At 30.7% G+C, this 16,556-nt stretch carries 16 protein-coding genes; 4 read left to right on the top strand and 12 right to left on the bottom strand.

Features of this window, described 5'->3' with window-relative positions; genetic code table 11:
- Positions 1 to 285: 285 nt before the first annotated feature.
- The 4 genes from purH to BQ5344_RS12490 form a co-directional block, all read right to left on the bottom strand.
- A complete protein-coding gene (gene purH, locus BQ5344_RS09125; protein ID WP_071125061.1) occupies positions 286 to 1,806 on the bottom strand; it encodes a bifunctional phosphoribosylaminoimidazolecarboxamide formyltransferase/IMP cyclohydrolase in 1,521 nt (506 codons plus the stop codon).
- Positions 1,807 to 1,865: 59 nt separating this feature from the next.
- Entirely contained in the window at positions 1,866 to 3,098 is a 1,233-nt protein-coding gene (locus tag BQ5344_RS09130) for a replication-associated recombination protein A (protein ID WP_071125062.1), read from the bottom strand.
- Positions 3,099 to 3,124: 26 nt separating this feature from the next.
- A complete protein-coding gene (locus BQ5344_RS09135) occupies positions 3,125 to 3,931 on the bottom strand; it encodes a hypothetical protein (RefSeq protein ID WP_071125063.1) in 807 nt (268 codons plus the stop codon).
- A 68-nt stretch (positions 3,932 to 3,999) separates the two neighbouring features.
- Positions 4,000 to 4,959 carry a hypothetical protein gene (locus tag BQ5344_RS12490; RefSeq protein WP_235846144.1) on the bottom strand — a complete coding sequence of 320 codons (960 nt, stop codon included), beginning with the start codon at positions 4,957 to 4,959 and terminating at the stop codon, positions 4,000 to 4,002.
- A gap of 196 nt (positions 4,960 to 5,155) precedes the next feature.
- Between BQ5344_RS12490 and BQ5344_RS09145 the strand changes: the two genes are divergently transcribed.
- From BQ5344_RS09145 to BQ5344_RS09155, 3 genes are all read left to right on the top strand, one after another.
- Complete coding sequence (locus BQ5344_RS09145; protein WP_071125064.1) at positions 5,156 to 5,653, top strand: methylated-DNA--[protein]-cysteine S-methyltransferase; 498 nt, start codon at positions 5,156 to 5,158, stop codon at positions 5,651 to 5,653.
- A 193-nt stretch (positions 5,654 to 5,846) separates the two neighbouring features.
- Positions 5,847 to 6,026 (top strand): hypothetical protein, encoded by a 180-nt coding sequence (locus tag BQ5344_RS09150; protein WP_071125065.1) that lies wholly within the window; start codon positions 5,847 to 5,849, stop codon positions 6,024 to 6,026.
- 446 nt (positions 6,027 to 6,472) lie between these two features.
- Positions 6,473 to 6,709: a DUF6290 family protein gene (locus tag BQ5344_RS09155; protein WP_071125532.1), complete on the top strand. Its 237-nt coding sequence runs from the start codon at positions 6,473 to 6,475 to the stop codon at positions 6,707 to 6,709.
- A gap of 516 nt (positions 6,710 to 7,225) precedes the next feature.
- Here the strand turns inward: BQ5344_RS09155 and BQ5344_RS09160 are convergent.
- The 8 genes from BQ5344_RS09160 to BQ5344_RS09195 form a co-directional block, all read right to left on the bottom strand.
- Positions 7,226 to 8,425, bottom strand: coding sequence for a Sapep family Mn(2+)-dependent dipeptidase (locus BQ5344_RS09160; RefSeq protein WP_083378237.1), 1,200 nt, complete (start codon positions 8,423 to 8,425; stop codon positions 7,226 to 7,228).
- 12 nt (positions 8,426 to 8,437) lie between these two features.
- Complete coding sequence (locus tag BQ5344_RS09165) at positions 8,438 to 9,403, bottom strand: glycosylasparaginase (protein ID WP_071125066.1); 966 nt, start codon at positions 9,401 to 9,403, stop codon at positions 8,438 to 8,440.
- A 27-nt stretch (positions 9,404 to 9,430) separates the two neighbouring features.
- Entirely contained in the window at positions 9,431 to 10,510 is a 1,080-nt protein-coding gene (locus BQ5344_RS09170) for a M42 family metallopeptidase (RefSeq protein WP_071125067.1), read from the bottom strand.
- Between the two features lie 5 nt (positions 10,511 to 10,515).
- Positions 10,516 to 11,505: a hypothetical protein gene (locus BQ5344_RS09175; protein WP_158663018.1), complete on the bottom strand. Its 990-nt coding sequence runs from the start codon at positions 11,503 to 11,505 to the stop codon at positions 10,516 to 10,518.
- Positions 11,506 to 11,521: 16 nt separating this feature from the next.
- Entirely contained in the window at positions 11,522 to 12,043 is a 522-nt protein-coding gene (locus BQ5344_RS09180) for a GrdB-related putative oxidoreductase (protein ID WP_071125069.1), read from the bottom strand.
- Between the two features lie 196 nt (positions 12,044 to 12,239).
- Positions 12,240 to 13,589 (bottom strand): PTS sugar transporter subunit IIC, encoded by a 1,350-nt coding sequence (locus BQ5344_RS09185; protein WP_071125070.1) that lies wholly within the window; start codon positions 13,587 to 13,589, stop codon positions 12,240 to 12,242.
- Position 13,590: 1 nt separating this feature from the next.
- On the bottom strand, positions 13,591 to 13,917 hold the full coding sequence (locus tag BQ5344_RS09190) for a PTS sugar transporter subunit IIB (protein WP_021769953.1): 327 nt from the start codon (positions 13,915 to 13,917) through the stop codon (positions 13,591 to 13,593).
- A gap of 155 nt (positions 13,918 to 14,072) precedes the next feature.
- Positions 14,073 to 14,969, bottom strand: coding sequence for a DUF7916 family protein (locus BQ5344_RS09195; RefSeq protein WP_071125071.1), 897 nt, complete (start codon positions 14,967 to 14,969; stop codon positions 14,073 to 14,075).
- A gap of 288 nt (positions 14,970 to 15,257) precedes the next feature.
- On the opposite strand from BQ5344_RS09195, the gene BQ5344_RS09200 reads away from it, so the two are divergent.
- Positions 15,258 to 16,454, top strand: a complete 1,197-nt coding sequence (locus BQ5344_RS09200; protein WP_071125072.1) for a replication initiation protein — start codon at positions 15,258 to 15,260, stop codon at positions 16,452 to 16,454.
- Positions 16,455 to 16,556 lie beyond the last annotated feature (102 nt).

The raw sequence follows: 16,556 nt of genomic DNA on the forward strand, positions 1-16,556 counted from the left end.
TATTGGGGTAGTCTATATCAACAAAGTTAAGTGAAGATGAGAATTTAATTGTTTTAGTCCCCTTCGATATTGGGGTGATCTATATCCAGACAGTTAATCTTATAAATTCTATTATTAAAGTTTTAGTCCCCTTCGATATTGGGGTGATCTATATCCCATCATATAATTGGAATAATATAGTTTTTTGAATTTTAATTGTCCCTCTATTCTTAAATTTTGATATAGATTACCCCTTTTCATATATTTTAGTACAGTTTATCTATAAAAACAAATATTTGTTTAATTTTAATGTTTGAAATGTCTGATTCCAGTAAATACCATTGTCATTCCGTGTTCATCGGCGGCTTCGATTGATTCTTTGTCTCTAATTGAGCCGCCTGGCTGTACTAATGCTTTGATACCGTATTTTGCAGCTTCGTCTACACAGTCTCTGAATGGGAAAAATGCGTCTGATGCCAGAACTGCTCCTTCTAGTGAATCCAAGTCCCCTTTGGCGTGTTCAAGTGCGTGCTGAGTTGCCCAGATTCTGTTTGTCTGTCCTGTTCCGACTCCTGTTGCCGCTCCATCTTTTACGACCACAATTGCATTTGATTTTACGTGTTTTACAACTTTCATTCCAAGTTCCATATCTTTTAATTCTTGCTCTGTTGGCTGTTTTTTCGTTACAACTTCCATATTGTCAATCATCTTCTGATTTGTCTGCTGAACTAATATTCCGCCATCAACTTTTACATATTCCACTTTATCCTGCGGTTTTGCAACTTCGCATTTTATTACTCTCAAATTTTTCTTGGATTTTAATATTTCAAGAGCTTCATCAGTAAATGCTGGGGCAATTACGATTTCTAGGAAAATTTTGTTCAGTTCCTGTGCAGTTTTTGCATCGATTTCTCTATTAATTGCAACAATTCCACCAAAAATTGATACTGAATCACAATCATGGGCTTTCCTGTAAGCTGTGAAAACATCATCTGCAACTGCCACACCGCAAGGAGTCGAGTGTTTTACAGCACAGCAGGCAATTTCATCAAATTCATTTGCCACTTTCCAAGCAATATCCATATCTCTGATATTATTAAACGACAATTCTTTTCCATTTAACTGGACAAAATCCTTCATACTTCCATTTTCAGTAGTTAAAACGTAGTATGCAGACGATTGGTGAGGATTTTCGCCATATCTCAAGTCAAATTTCTTTTCATACGAAACATTCAAATATTTTGGATATTCCTCTTCCAGCAAGAAATTAGAGATAGCCGCATCATAAGCTGATGTCAAATTAAACACCTTCCCAGCCAATCTTTTTTTTGTTTCAAATGAAACTTCCCCATTATTTTCAATTTCTTCCATAACTTTCTCATAGTCTTCTGTTTCGCAGATAACTGTAACGTCCTTGAATGATTTTGCAGCCGAACGAAGCATTGTAGGCCCACCTATATCAATAAATTCGATTTTTTCATCAAAAGTCTTATCTGTCTGAACTTCCCTAAAAAATGGATAAAGATTAACAACAACATAATCAATCGTTTCTATTCCTTCTTTCTCAATCGTATCCATATGTTCCTTATTGTCCCTAATCGCCAAAATTCCACCATGAATATTCGGATGTAATGTTTTCACTCTTCCATCCAGCATTTCCTTAAAATTAGTAACTTCCGAAACATCTATCACGGAAAGCCCATTTTCCTTCAAAAACTTGTAAGTCCCTCCAGTCGAAATAATTTCCACACCTTTTTGATTTAAAAACTGTGCAAATTCCAATATCCCAGTCTTATCAAAAACACTAATCAAAGCTCTTTTTTTCATTCGGCATCATTCCTCCAATATATTTTGTTAATTTATTTTATCACAAACCCTTGTATTTATCAAGGCTTGGGATTTTTTTTAATCTTTCTCAACCACTCATCTGCCGCCTTTTCAAATTTATTTTCTCCATGCTCATAAAATTTGATTTTTTCATTCATATAAATTTGGTCTACATAATGATTTTCATAATTGTGTGGATATTTATAGTCTTTTGCTCCAACTTTTGTGAGATGGACTGGCACTTCCTGAATTTTTTCATTTTCAATGTGGCTTAGTGCTGAATTTATAGCATTGTAGGCTGAATTGCTCTTGGGAGAAATTGCAAGATAGATTGCCACTTCAGATAAAATGATTCTAGCTTCGGGCATTCCAATTTCCTTTATCGCATTAAGCCCTGCCACAGCAACTGGTAAAGCCTGCGGATTTGCAAGCCCAATGTCTTCAGAAGCTAAAATCACAAGCCTTCTTGCAATATACAAAATATCTTCTCCGCCAGAAAGCATTTTGGCCATCCAGTAGACAGCTGCATCAGGGTCGCTTCCACGAATACTTTTTATCATTGCTGAAATTGTATTGTACTTGTCTTCTGTCTTGTGATATGATTTTTTTGTATTCAAAATTTCCTTTACTTCTTCCAGCGTAAACTCCACTCCAACATTTGTTATCAGTTCCAAAATGTTTATAGCCTGCCTTGCATCCCCTTCAATTATTTCCGAAATATATCCTAAAATATCATCTGAAATCCCAAAATTCTCTTTTTCATTAATATTTCTCAATATTTTAAGCAGATCATCCTCACTCAGTTTCTTAAATTCAAATGCCATACATCTTGATAACAATGCGTTATTCAAGTTGTAATAAGGATTTTCAGTAGTCGCTCCAATTAAAATAATATTTCCATTTTCCAAATCTTCCAAAAGTGAGTCCTGCTGCAACTTGTTAAATCTATGAATTTCATCTAAAAATAGTAATATCTGCTGTCCATTTGTGTGAAAACTGCTGTGTGCCTTATCAGAAATATTCTTTATATCCGTTACAGAGGCTTTTATAGCATTCAAATATTCGTAATGGTAATTCATTTTATCAGCGATTATCTCTGCAAGCGTAGTTTTTCCTGTTCCCGGTGCTCCCCAGAAAATCGCATTCATAAAGTTTCCACGTTCAATAATCTTCCTCAAAATCCCATTTTCTCCAACCAATCTCTTCTGCCCATAAAAATCATCAAGACTTTTTGGACGATACCTAAATGCTAGTGGCTTCTTATCTTCATATACTTCATCAAATAAATTCATTTTTCTATATTTCCTTTTTTTAATTTCTATTTAGTGTTATTTATTTTTAATTCCAATTTTTTATTATCTGAAAAAACGTTTAAAACTAATATAGTTGTAAAAATTACAATAATCAAAACTACCACATAAAAAAAATAATTAAAGATCGCTTTAGATAGATCTGTACTCTTTATTATTTCTATTATAAATTTCCAAATATAATCACTCTTTGTACCTGCTATAGTTTGATACATATATATATCCATAAAAATAGAGATAAAATAATACATTATAATTAAGATTATTGAACTTATAGCTGTATAAATAATTGAAAATATACTTTTTCCATTATTTTTCTCATATACTTTGATAGAAAATAAGGATATTGTCAGCAAGATTCCAACTAATTCTGTTCCCATTATTCCATTTAAAATTCCTTTTTTAAAAAATATTAAAATCATATAATTCAAATCTATTATTTCAGAATTCTTTGACACAGAAAAAGCAAATCCTCCTCCAAGCAAGAAAATTATTATAACCATCATAGCAAAAGTCCACAGCATTATTTTTATCAAATTATTTGCACCAAATCTTGCTTTCATCATTTTTATAAAAATAACAGTTAGTATAATCAAAACAGTAAAACTAAATACCGCCTCTACTAACGTTGGAATCATCCCAGCATTTTCATTGCCATAATTCAACTTTAATACATTGATATAGTAATAATAATTAAAGATTGCTCTTTGTACTAATAACACAATCCATGTAGAAATAAATATTCCTGTTATTTTTAATATTCCTAAAAAAACATCAAAAAAATCTCTTTCCACTTTCTTTTCAAAATTTTCCATGAAAACCTCCGTTATATTTTAAATTTTTGTAAATCAACGTTTATAATTTTAAGTATATTTTATTTCATTTAGAAACTGTACTCTTTATAATCAAACCAGACATACCACAGTATTTTTTCTTTCTGATTAGGATATTCCCCAATAAGTTCTGTTACTATTGCTAATTCTTTTATTACTTCACTAAGCCACACATCTTCATCAGCTTCATCGTAATAAATTTCATATTTCTCCATTTTCTCTTTCGTTAAGTAATCGCCAATTTTCAAATCTTCTGCTGGAAAATACTTCTCATCTTTTATATCAATCTTTACAATTTTTCCAGTTTTTGGATTTGCAAATAATGAATATTTCTGTTCCTTGTCTTCATACAGCAAATACTGATAATATTTTTTTAGATTTCTTTTCTCTGACGCAGGAATTACTTTTTCAATGTGATCTCCTAATTTTATTCCACTGTATTTACAGTTAATTTTAATATTTTCATCTAGTTTGACTTCAATTTTCCCTGTATCAAAATATCTCTTTAAGATTTTTTCAATTAACATCAATTCATCCCAATAATATTTTTTTAAATTTACAAATTCAGGAATATCAAGATTTACGTTGTATTCCTGCAAATTATTTAAAAACTCCTCAGCATTCCCTATTTCAATTTCATCAAACCATTTATTCTTAACAATATACTTTCCTTCTTTTTTACTTATATAAAAAAACACGCAAAAAGCATAAATATCTCTAAATACTGCAATAATAAATGGCTCTCCATCCTTTGCTTCTTCATTATAAATCAAAAATTTATTTTCAAAATTTCCATTTTTGACTTTTACATATTTTTCTGTATTGTTTAAAATGTCACAAAATAATTCATAATTTAAATTTTCCTTAATTATTATCTCTTCTTCTCCACTATCTGTTTCTTCTTTTTTATACTGATTATACAGCCATAATTTTAATTTTTTACTCATAAATTTTTTTAAAAGAAAGCTATCCCTAAATATTTTCTTTTCCCATAATGACTTATTCAACATAACTGAAAAACCTCATCTAATTTATTTCCCATTATATCATAAAAAGAGAACTCTGAAAATGTTAAAGTTTTCATTTCAAATTTTTACTTTTTCACTCCCTATTTACTTTTTTACCCAACCATATTATAATACATTTACCACAAAATGAATTAAAAAATTCAAATTTTAAATATAAAAAATTGAAAGGCTAATAACAATGAAAAAAAATATCTATTTTTATGAAACCAATACTCCAATTGGAAAAATTGGACTTGCCACAACAGAAAATGATTCTCATATTACTGATGTAATCTGGAATTATGAAATTGAAAAATTTAAAAATGATGATAATTTTCAAATTAAAGAAACCGAGTTAATAAAAAAGGCAAAAAATCAGTTATTTGAATATTTTTCCAAAAAGCGAAAAAATTTTGACTTGCCACTTTTAAAAGAAGGAACTCCTTTTCAAATTTCCGTCTGGAACGCTCTTGAAGCAATCCCTTACGGCGAAACCCGTTCCTACAAGGACATCGCAGTTGCAATTAATAACGAAAAAGCAGTTCGTGCTGTCGGAATGGCAAATAATCGAAATAAAATCTCAATTTTTATTCCCTGCCATCGTGTAATTGGTATGAATGGAAAGTTAGTCGGATATGGTGGAGGACTCCATATAAAAGAGTTTTTATTGGAACTGGAAGGTATTAAAATAAAATAATTTAAGAAAATTATATTGTAATTTAGGTATAATTTTATTTTTCATTAAATTTTCTACAGAAATATAAAAAACAATTTGTATTCCAATTTAAAATATTGTATAATAGAAATATAAAAAAACACAAATAGTCAATACATAAAACGGAATAAATATATTTAATATACATATTTAAAACATAAGGAGATGATATGCAATGTTTAAAAAAATTTTATTAATGGTTATACTTGCTATGTCTGTCGTGGGGTGTGAGCTACTAAGTCCAAGTTACTGGAACGATGTAAATCAATCTAGAAGAGAAGAAGGCAGAAAATGTTATAGAAGGGCTAGTGGAACATTCTACTGCGAAGACAGGTACGGAAACAGGGTTTACTAGCTATATGTAAATATATGCAGAGGGATAATGATGGTCAGGAAAGAAGGAAATATATGTTCAAGGCAGGGGCTTCCCATACAGGGGAATGCTTTCCCGCCTTTTTTTGATAAATATTTTATTTCTATTCTATCCCAGTTCAATTTCTTCATTAATTTTCTGATGAAAATCAATTTTGTTTTCAACATTAATAACATTAACTAATCATCTGTTTGACATATATTTTTTATAAAGCTATCTATTTTGTCTATTATTCACTTCTTTTATCGTTTTCTGTATGAATGATATTTTTTATTCTAATAGGGACAATTTCATACCCATATAGAGCAATTTCCTCTGTGAGAATTTTTTTAATACAAATTGCAGTTAATAAAATATTTTCGTTGATTTTTATTATTTTTTATGTTAAAATTTTATTAACAAAAATAACAAGAAAGGGTGTGAATTTTATGATAACCGTTTCTATAAATGCTCATCCTGACATAGAAGACAAAATAAACAACTATGTTAAGGAAAACAATATCAGTTTAAACCAAGTAATGTTAGATTTAATTCTTGAAAAAATCGAAGATGAAGAGGACTACAAATTGGCTGTTGAAGCTTATGAAGAAGAAAAAGACAACAGAGAAAATTGGATTAGTCACGAAGATTTAATAAAAAAATTAGGGTTGGAAAATGAAATATAAAGTTATCATCAGACAAAAAGCTGAAAAACAATTAAATAAGCAAAATTTCGTTAAAGGAAAAATAACTAAATACGAATGTATTTCTTTCGCCATAATAATTATAAACTAATCCGTCGGAGCATTTTTCTGTGCTGGCAAAACTGTTTGAGCATAGCGAGTTTTTTGTCAGTGCAGAAAAATGTCGTAGACTAGCCATAGGTTGTAGGATTTGCGGCAATGAGCAATCCTACGAAAATAAAAAAGAAAAAACATAGTAATATGAAAAAATATTTATTAATCAAAATATCTAAAAAATAATAAAAAACAATGTAGTTGAATGATTATAAATTAGATATCAAACAACCTTCTTATAAAAATTTATTCTCATTTTTAAACGGGGAATAGTATCAAATAGATAAAAGGGATAAAATTTATATTTAGAATTATTTCTAAATTTATTGGGTTAATTGAGAATTGAAAATGATAAAAACTGTCTGATACTCTATTTTTAAGAATAAAAGACAGTTTTTTACTTTATTATTTTCTATTTTTCAACTTACTTATTTCATATAATGAAAGTGCATAAATCTCTGTTATTTTCTCTAAATCTGATAAATCAAGCCACTCATCAGGTAAATGTGCTATATCCTTCTGACCTGGAAAACTTGGTCCATATGCAATAATATTAGGAATTATCTTTGCATAAGTTCCTCCTGTCGTTGTGACAGGTTCTGCATTAAAGCCTGTAACATAATTATATACCTTCTGTAAAGTCTGCACATATTCAGAACTTTTATCATATAGAACTGGATTCCAGTTGGAAATTTCCTCCAGCTCCGTTCCCTCCGTCAAATTACTTCTGATTAAATCCATAAGCTGCTCTTTTTTGCATATTGCAGGATAACTCATTACAAATTCAAAAAAATGTCTGTTTTCAGCAATTCCAAATCTGTACCCTCTTAATATCATTTCTCCGAAATTATCATCCTTAAAGTTTATTTTTAATTTTATACCATTATTAGGTGCCGATAAAATATATCCATTTACAAATTCATATAATTTCTCTAAATCCTTCATTTCAGAATATATTCTTACCTTAAGTCTTCCTCTTTCTCCATACACAACTGGCCATTTACAGTCAGGAGTCCAGCCAAAAACAGGGGCTTTTTCCTTTGTCAGATAATGTTTTATACACGCAAATCCTGTTTCTTCATTTGTTCCGAAAACTATTCTTACAGGAACATCAAATTTTATTCCTAATTTTTTCAGAATATGGAGTGCAAAAAGATTTGATAGAATTGGACCCTTATTATCAAGAACACCCCTTCCGTATATGCGATTATTTTCTATTTCTCCATCCAATGGAGAGTACTTCCACCCTTCACCAAGAGGAACAACATCTACATGTCCAAAAATACCTATATATTCCTGATACTTCCTTATTTCTTCCGGTACATATTCTGCATAACCTATTTTATTATCTATATTCGCTGTATTAAATCCCAGTTTTTCTGATATTTCCAGAGCTTTATACAGTGCCTCAGCAGGCCCTTTTCCAAATGGAGCATTTTCTTCAGGTTCCGTCTGAATACTGTAAATAGAAACTAATTCCCGTATTGTCTCTATTAATTCTGGCTGTATTTTTTTCACTTCTTCTTTTATTTTCAATATTATTTTCTCATCGGAAATATTACTGTTTTTATCATATTTTTTATTATCATCCGTATTTTTATCCATTTTCTACCTGCCTTACTTTTCTATAAGAGGTTTAGTTCTTTCATTGATATACTCCTGTAGCCACTCTTCAGTCGCTTCTTCATGTATCATTTCATCGCCTTTTCTTTTTGTCCTGTATACTTTTACAGGATTCTTTTCATTTCCTGCAACAAAAGAAAAATTTTCAATATTTGTAGCCACTCCCCATTCCCCTTTGTTATTCATGGCAATTACAGAAATATCTCCCGCTTTTCCTCTTTTTTTTATCAATTTCTTCTCAAAAGTGAAGACAGCTTTTTCACATGCTTTCTGAGGAGAAAGACCACTTTCCATAAGTTTTACTATCTCATATGAAATTATCCCCTTCATTATATCTTCTCCAAGTCCTGTTGCACTTGCTCCTCCAATCTCACTGTCAGCATAGAGTCCTGAACCGATTACAGGCGAATCTCCCACTCTTCCTTTCTTTTTCATGAAAAGTCCGCTTGTAGAAGTTCCTGCAACTATATTTTCTTCTTTATCAAGGCACACCATACCAACCGTATCATGTCCTGAATAGGGCTTTATTTCTATTTCTTTTATATGTTCCATATCCTTCAATCTGTTTCTGTAATGTATTTTTGCCCTTTCTGTAAGCATATTTTTTCTTTCAAAACCTCTTTTATGTGCATATTTTTCTGCACCTTCACTTACTAACATGCTGTTTTCATTTAAATAACTTAAATCCTTAGCGACAGATATAGGATTGGCAAAGTCTTTAATGGCACAGACTGCACCAAAATTAAAGTTGCTTCCATCCATGTACGCCGCATCCAGTTCCACTTCCATTTCTTCATTTGGAAGTCCGCCATAACCTACAGATTTATAAAAAGGAAAATCTTCAACATTTTTTATTGCAGTTTCTATCGCCTCTCCCGCTTTTCCATCATTTTTCAGTATTTCCGAGGCTTCTTTGACACCATCATGTGCCATGCACCATGTTGCAATTATTCCCCACATCTTTTTACCTCCTCAAGTTTTTTCATCTTATTCACTGTAATTATAGTTTTCCTTCAGTATTCTGTCATACTTTTCAGCAGTCAGATCTTCTATTATCAGTTTCAGCAGTTTTAATGTTGAGATAATATCGTCCTTATGTACGACTCCAAGATGAGTATGCATGTATCTCATAGGTATAGATAAAGTTGTTGCAGGTATTCCAGTTCCTGACTTATGAATATTTCCTGCATCAGTCCCACCATCTGTAAAACAGCTCAGCTGATAAGGAATGTCATTCTTTCTGCATAGATTTTCAATATAAATAAGCAGCCCTCTGTTCATTATGGTCATTGAATCAATAACATTAATAGCTACTCCTTTTCCAAGCTTTATATTGTTTTTATTCAAGGGGGTATCCCCTGCCAAAGTAGTATCTACAGCTATTGCCAGGTCAGGAAATACTTTATGTGCTGTTGTTCTTGCACCTCTTAGCCCAACTTCCTCCTGTACTGTTGCCGCGAGAGTAACCTTATTGCCTGTATTTTCTTTTTTCAGCATATTCATAAGCCATATTCCTGTCACTACACTTACACGATTGTCAAAGGATTTCCCTGCAAGGTATCCTTCCTCATTCAGCTCTATCATTTCTCCATACGGACATATCATATCTCCTACTTTTATTCCAAGTTCTTCAATCCGTTTTTTACTGCTGACTCCCATATCAATATACAGTTTATCAATTGGCAATACCTTTTCTCTTTCCTTCTCCTTTATTGAATGGACTGCAGGTCCACCAATAACACCATAATATATATTCTTTTTTTCATTTATAACTGCCACCTTCTGATTAAGCAGAACATGCGACCACATATTTCCTACATTCTGAAAATATAGATATCCCTGCTCATCTATTTCCTTTACGACAAATCCTACTTCATCCATATGAGTGGCTATCATTATGGAAATTCCATCTCCTTCCTTTGTAAAAAGGCAGGATCCAAGACCATCCTGAGAAAATGGAAGGTTGATATGCTTTTTCAATATATCGACAATATCCTCTTCAAATCCTGAAATTGCATAAGTTTCTGTCAGCTCCTTCAAAACTTCCCATTTTATATCAAAATTCATTTTTCTCACCCTTTAAATCCGAATTTTTCTATTTTTTCAGCAGTCAGTTCCTTAATAAACTCTATGATTACATCACTCATATTATTTATATGTTTTACTTTTAACGAATTTAAAAGAGTCTGCTTATGTTTTAAAGGCAGTACAAGTACAACTGTCGGAGTTCCCTCCAATGACTTATGGATAAAAGAACCGTCTGTTGCTTCCAGCTGAACATGCCCTTCAGGAATATATCCTTTTTTCTGTGCAGCTTCATAAAATTCCTGTTTTAACATTTGATTTGGAAGCATTGACTTATCAAAGCTACGAATATATATGGCATTTTCTTTGGACTCTTTTACATATGCTGCATCAATAACTATAGCTATATCAGGTTTTACAGCAGTTGTCGCCGTTATTGCTCCACGCTGACCTGTTACCGAATGGGAGATTCCTCCTATTGCAACATCAAATGGGGGATTTTCCTTGCTTTCTTCCAGTTTATCCAGAATAGTAAGGCCAACCTCAAGTCCTGCCCTGTTAGAAAGATTTTTAGAAAGTATTTCTCCTTCTGGAAGGCATAAAGTTGGGACATCAAGTAAAAAAATATCTCCAATCTGAATTCCTGCCTTTAAAACTTCCTCTTTACTTCCATATCCTGTATCGAGTAAAAGTTCATTTTCATTTTTTACTATAAATCCTGTATATTCTTCGTGTCTTCTATTAAGTACTTTTACTGTTCTCTGCTCAAACAGATTCTTTTCATAAACTCCTATTGTTAAAAATTCCATCAATCCATCTTCCCTGATGTCTGAAATCATTCCTCCACTTTCATCCATGTTGGAACTTATCATTATTTTATATGATGAATCGTTTCCTTTTTTAAGACCAAAAACAGAACCAAGTCTATCTTTTATTATTGAAAGATTTCTTTTTTTATATTCATTGTACAAAAAATCATGTACTTCCTTTTCATCCCCTGAAACTCCCTTTAATTGACATAATTCCTCTAATCTCATACCTACTCCATTTCTTTTATTTATATATGTAATCACTTACTTCAGATAAATCCGCTCCATCATAAACTTTTTTAATCACTTTTGCCATATTCTGAAGTGATTCACGTAATCCTACTCCACCTTTTTTTGGCATTTTTATCATTACCAGATTATTTTTATATTTATCTATTATTTCCTTATTTTCTTCTGAACATACAACTACAGGTTTACAGTCTGTTTCCTTTTTTATGTGCTCTGCTAAAATGGAGGACATTTCTGCATAGTTGTAATAGTTGAAACATGGCCCGCATAAAAGAATATCAGCTTTTACCTTATTCAGAAGACCTTTCATCTTTTCAAGGACAAGTTCCTGATTTTCCTTAAAATAGCTGTCACTGCAGTATGTTGTTGCAAGTACTGTTCCACCTATATTTTTTATATATTCTGAAAACATCATGTATGAACCCATTCCACCCTTTTCAAGTGCAAGTTCCACATTAGCTCCTTCTTTTCCACCTGTTCCAGATTGAATCTGATCAAAAAATAAAACTATTCTCATTGTCTGTCTCCTTTACTGCTAAAAAATTTTACTTAAATGTTCTGCCATTGGCTGTCCTTTTATTCTTATGATTACTTGTATATTTTCTTCTTAAATGAAGTTTTCATATTGAAGCAATCTCCATAACGAACAAAACTGTCCCAAAATTAAAATTTATAAATTAATTTTGAAACAGCCTTATTCTATAAATTATATATTAGAAAGAGATATCATCAAGTGAAATATCTTCCAAATCATCTTTTTCATTTTGTTCTACAGGTTTTGTTTCATCTTTTAGATATTGAGTATCCAATATTTTAAAGAATGGATAGTAAATCATACATCCTATTGCTACCTGTACTATCTGGAAAAGTCCTGCAACTATGCTTCCTGTAGAAAGCCATCCTGAAAAGAATAAAGGCGTTGTCCAAGGTAATAATGTTCCTGTAGTACGAGGAATAATATGTAATACTGTTGCAAGTGTACCTAAAATTGTATTAACAAGCGGTGTTAATAAAAATGGAATCGCAATAATTGGGTTTAACACAACTGGAAGTCCAAAAATAACCATTTCGTTTATTCCAAAAATTCCAGGCACTATAGATAATTTTCCTAATTTTTTCATACGTTCTGACTTACCTTTAAAGATCATCAGTAACACTAGAGATAGTGTACTTCCTCCTCCACCGAAGTTACAGAAGAAATCAGAGAATGAACCTGTAAATATATGAGGTAATGGCATATGAGCCGCAAATGCTTCCTGATTTCCTGTTGTCATAGCGAGGTGTAATGGAGAGAAAACTGTATTTGTAACAGCAGGACCGTTAATACCAAAGAACCAGAATAATGTTGATAAGAACTGATAAATTGGTTCAAAGAAGAAATTCTTTCCTAAACCTTCAAGAGGACCTTGCAGAACTTTATAAATAAAGTCATGTGCATACTGATCTTTTGTAAAGAAATAGAAGAAAAGTCTTAACACAAAGAACAGAAGCATTACAAACATACTTGGTATTAATGCTGCAAATGAATTCATTACTGCAGGCGGCACTCCTTCAGGAAGTTTTATTGTCCACCCTTTATTTTTAACTGCAGCAAATACAGTGACAGCAAGTAGTGCTGTAATCATTGCAAGGAATAAACCTTCTGTTCCTAAATTTTTAAGTGCAAATCCTCTAAAAGCGTTTCCTTCTGCATTTACAAACAAATCATGAGATTGAGGACTTATGATAAGAAAGGCTACTAATGATACAGCTGCTCCTGAAATTCCTTCTACTCCCTTTGCCTTCGCATAATAATATCCAATACCAATAACACCAAGAAGAGCTATTACTCCAAACGTTGAACGGATAACAGCATTAAGATATCCATCCCATCCTTCACCTAAAAACTGTGCAACAAATTTTTCATATCCTTCAATAGGGAAATTACCAATAACTAAAAATATTGAAGCTGCTATAATTAACGGTGTTCCCACTAGAAACCCATCACGGATTGCCGCTAAAACTTTATTACTGCTCAATTTAGAAGCTAAAGGTCCTAAAACCTTCTCTAATTTATCAAACATATTATTTTACCGCCTTTTCTTTTAGTATTTTTATTGCTCTTTTTAATATACGTTCCCCGTCAACTTTTCCATAATCTTCAAGATCAATTACTGCTACTGGGATACCTTTTGGTTCATATTTTGAAGCTGTCTCTTCAAGTTTAAACTTTACTTGTGGTCCCAACAAAATTATATCAGGATGAAATTCCTCAACAATAATATCTATCTTATTGTCAGGAAAAGCTTTCACTTCAACGGGAAGACTATGTTTATCAGCTACTTCCTGCATCCTTCTAGCAACTAGACTTGTAGACATTCCCGCACTACAAAATAAATATATTCTTTTCATAAAATCCTCCTCTGCTATATATAGTCAATCCACTTAAAAATTGGAGTAAAGATATGTAAAAAACAATGGATTGGCTATAGATACAACCTAACCTTCTACTCTTGCTTTAAACTAGAATTGCTATATATTTTTATTTATTATATTTTTATTTTTATTTATCTATCATTTGAAGCAGCAATCATTCTAATTGTGTGTCTTACACCCCTTATGGCGATTGACAGTTCCATTATATTCTCATAATTTGCAACTCCTGAATATCCTGCATCTCCAATATGTTGAATATCTACTCCCGCAATTTTATTCATTATTGCTATTTGTCTTATTGTTTCTCTTGTGGAGCTTTCCTGACTTGTCCCTATCGCAGACATTGAAAGTGCTCCATTTTCTTTGATGTATTTTACAGCTTTTTCCATTTCACTCTGAGTAAATCCAGGTACTGTTCCTACAGCTGGAAGCATTATAACATCTGCACCACTTTCAATAAATTCTTTTACAACATCTAAATTTGCAACAGGTTCGTCAACTCCTGCAGAGTGCATTTTACCTGCTATTACCATTCCTGAAAAATGCTTTTTAGCCAATTTTATTCCTTCAGCAATCTGGCTGTTTGTAACTCCTGTTCCAGGATTACCTGTCAAGCATACAAAGTCAAATCCCATTTTTTCTATCTTTTTCAGTGTAGCTTCTGAACATATTCTTCCTTCAGGGATAATCTCTATTTCTTCCATCATGTCAGCTTTCAGATCTACAGGTTCCAGATTAAGTCCTACAGGTCTTCCTGTAAGTTTTTTTACAAGCTTTATAGGCTCATCTGACTCAGGAAGAGCATCTATAACTGGATTATACACATCAATTCCATTCAGTAGTATAAGGTCTGCTCCAAAAGCTCTTGCCAGTTCACTATTTGTAACATCACTTGTAACACTTCTTCTTCCTGCAACATTTTCTGACAATACTGTTCTGCCTTCACTTGCCTTAATAGCATTCTTCAAGTCTTGGCCTGACATTTTATTAAAATCACTAGTAAAACAGCTTAATAACCTCTTTCCCATTTGTTCTTCCTCCAATTTTAATTTTATCTTTAAATATTTTTATTTTTCACTATCGTTATACCCCACATTTTTCATTTTGTCAAAAAAAATTTTAATTATTAATTTAATATTTTTTATATTATTTATTTTTATCTTAGTTGATTTTTTCCTTTATTTAAAGTATAATTATAAAAAAGCGAAAATTTATTTATGTTTTTCGTTTAAATAAATATAATTTATAAATAATAAAATTAATTATAAAAATTAGACGAAAAATATAATTTTTTTTTCGTCGTTAAGGAGAATAAAATGAATATCTATTTTTCAGAAGAATTTACAAATCTTCAAACAAATATCAAACTTGAATTTTCAAAAAAAATAACAAAAAATGAAAAAATATTTCTTAAATTAGTATTTTTTAGAATTATTTCAGATTCTTTATTTTTAAAAAAAGCTGAAATCAGATTTGAAGAAATTTTTTCTACACTTGAATTTGATTCAATCGACAATCTCACAACATTTTTTAAAACTCTATCAGAAAAATACATACTTTTTTCTACAGATTCTAAATTTTCAGGTTCTTTTGGAATTATTTCATCCTTTATTTTGCATTCTGACTATTGCCAGATATTTTTTACTGAAGAATTTAAAAGTTGTTTTTCTCTCAAAAAAAATTTTTTCTCTCTTCTTGATATTGAAAAATTTATTTTTATGAATGATTCCTTCTCATTCAATTTTTATAATAATATTATCAAAAATTTAAAAAATAAAAACGAAGTTACTTTACCTGTTTCATTAGTAAAAATGTATTTAAACACAGATAACAAATATGAAAGATTTTTTGATTTTGAAAAACACATTTTGAAAAAAGCTATATCAGATATAAATACTTTTACAGATTTTTCAGTTGAATATGAAAAGATAAAAGAAAGTAAAAAAGCAACAAATAAAATTATTTCAATAAATTTTTTTATTAATAAATCAAGACAGTCTTACAAGCCTTATGATAATAAAATTTATAAAATGTTGGAACTTATTAAGGAAAAAATTTCTAATCCTGAAGAAATTTATCATTTATTCGTTCTATACGTAACAAAGAGAGGATATAAATATGTCTATGATAACATAGATTATGTAAAAAATTCTTTTTCTGAAGATTTTGAAAAAAATTTAAAAAAATCTCTTATGCTTAATCTAGCTTCAAACAACCTAAAACTTTTTGTAAATGTATCAAAATCCGTTAAATCTCCGATAGTACTATTTTACACTCTTACAAGAAAACTTAACAAAATTAAAAGACATTATCCAAAAATTGAAGAACTTATGCATAACTTTAAATTAAGAAACATTGATTCCATAAGCTATTTTAACGATAAGGACTCTTTTGAATTTTCAAATAAACATATCAGAATTTTTGTAAAATATTATTCTAGCAAAAAATCCATTATTGAAATATATCTTCCAAGCAATATTATTGAAAAAATGAAACTAGAAAAGGAAATTTAATCTCATAAAAAAAACTGTCCAGTATTACTTTTTTAAGAATAAAAGACAGTTTCCTTTTATTTTTTCAAATTTCTGACTAATTTAAAATAAATGTATATAAAA

This window comes from Leptotrichia massiliensis (genome assembly GCF_900104625.1).
Lineage (GTDB): Bacteria > Fusobacteriota > Fusobacteriia > Fusobacteriales > Leptotrichiaceae > Leptotrichia > Leptotrichia massiliensis.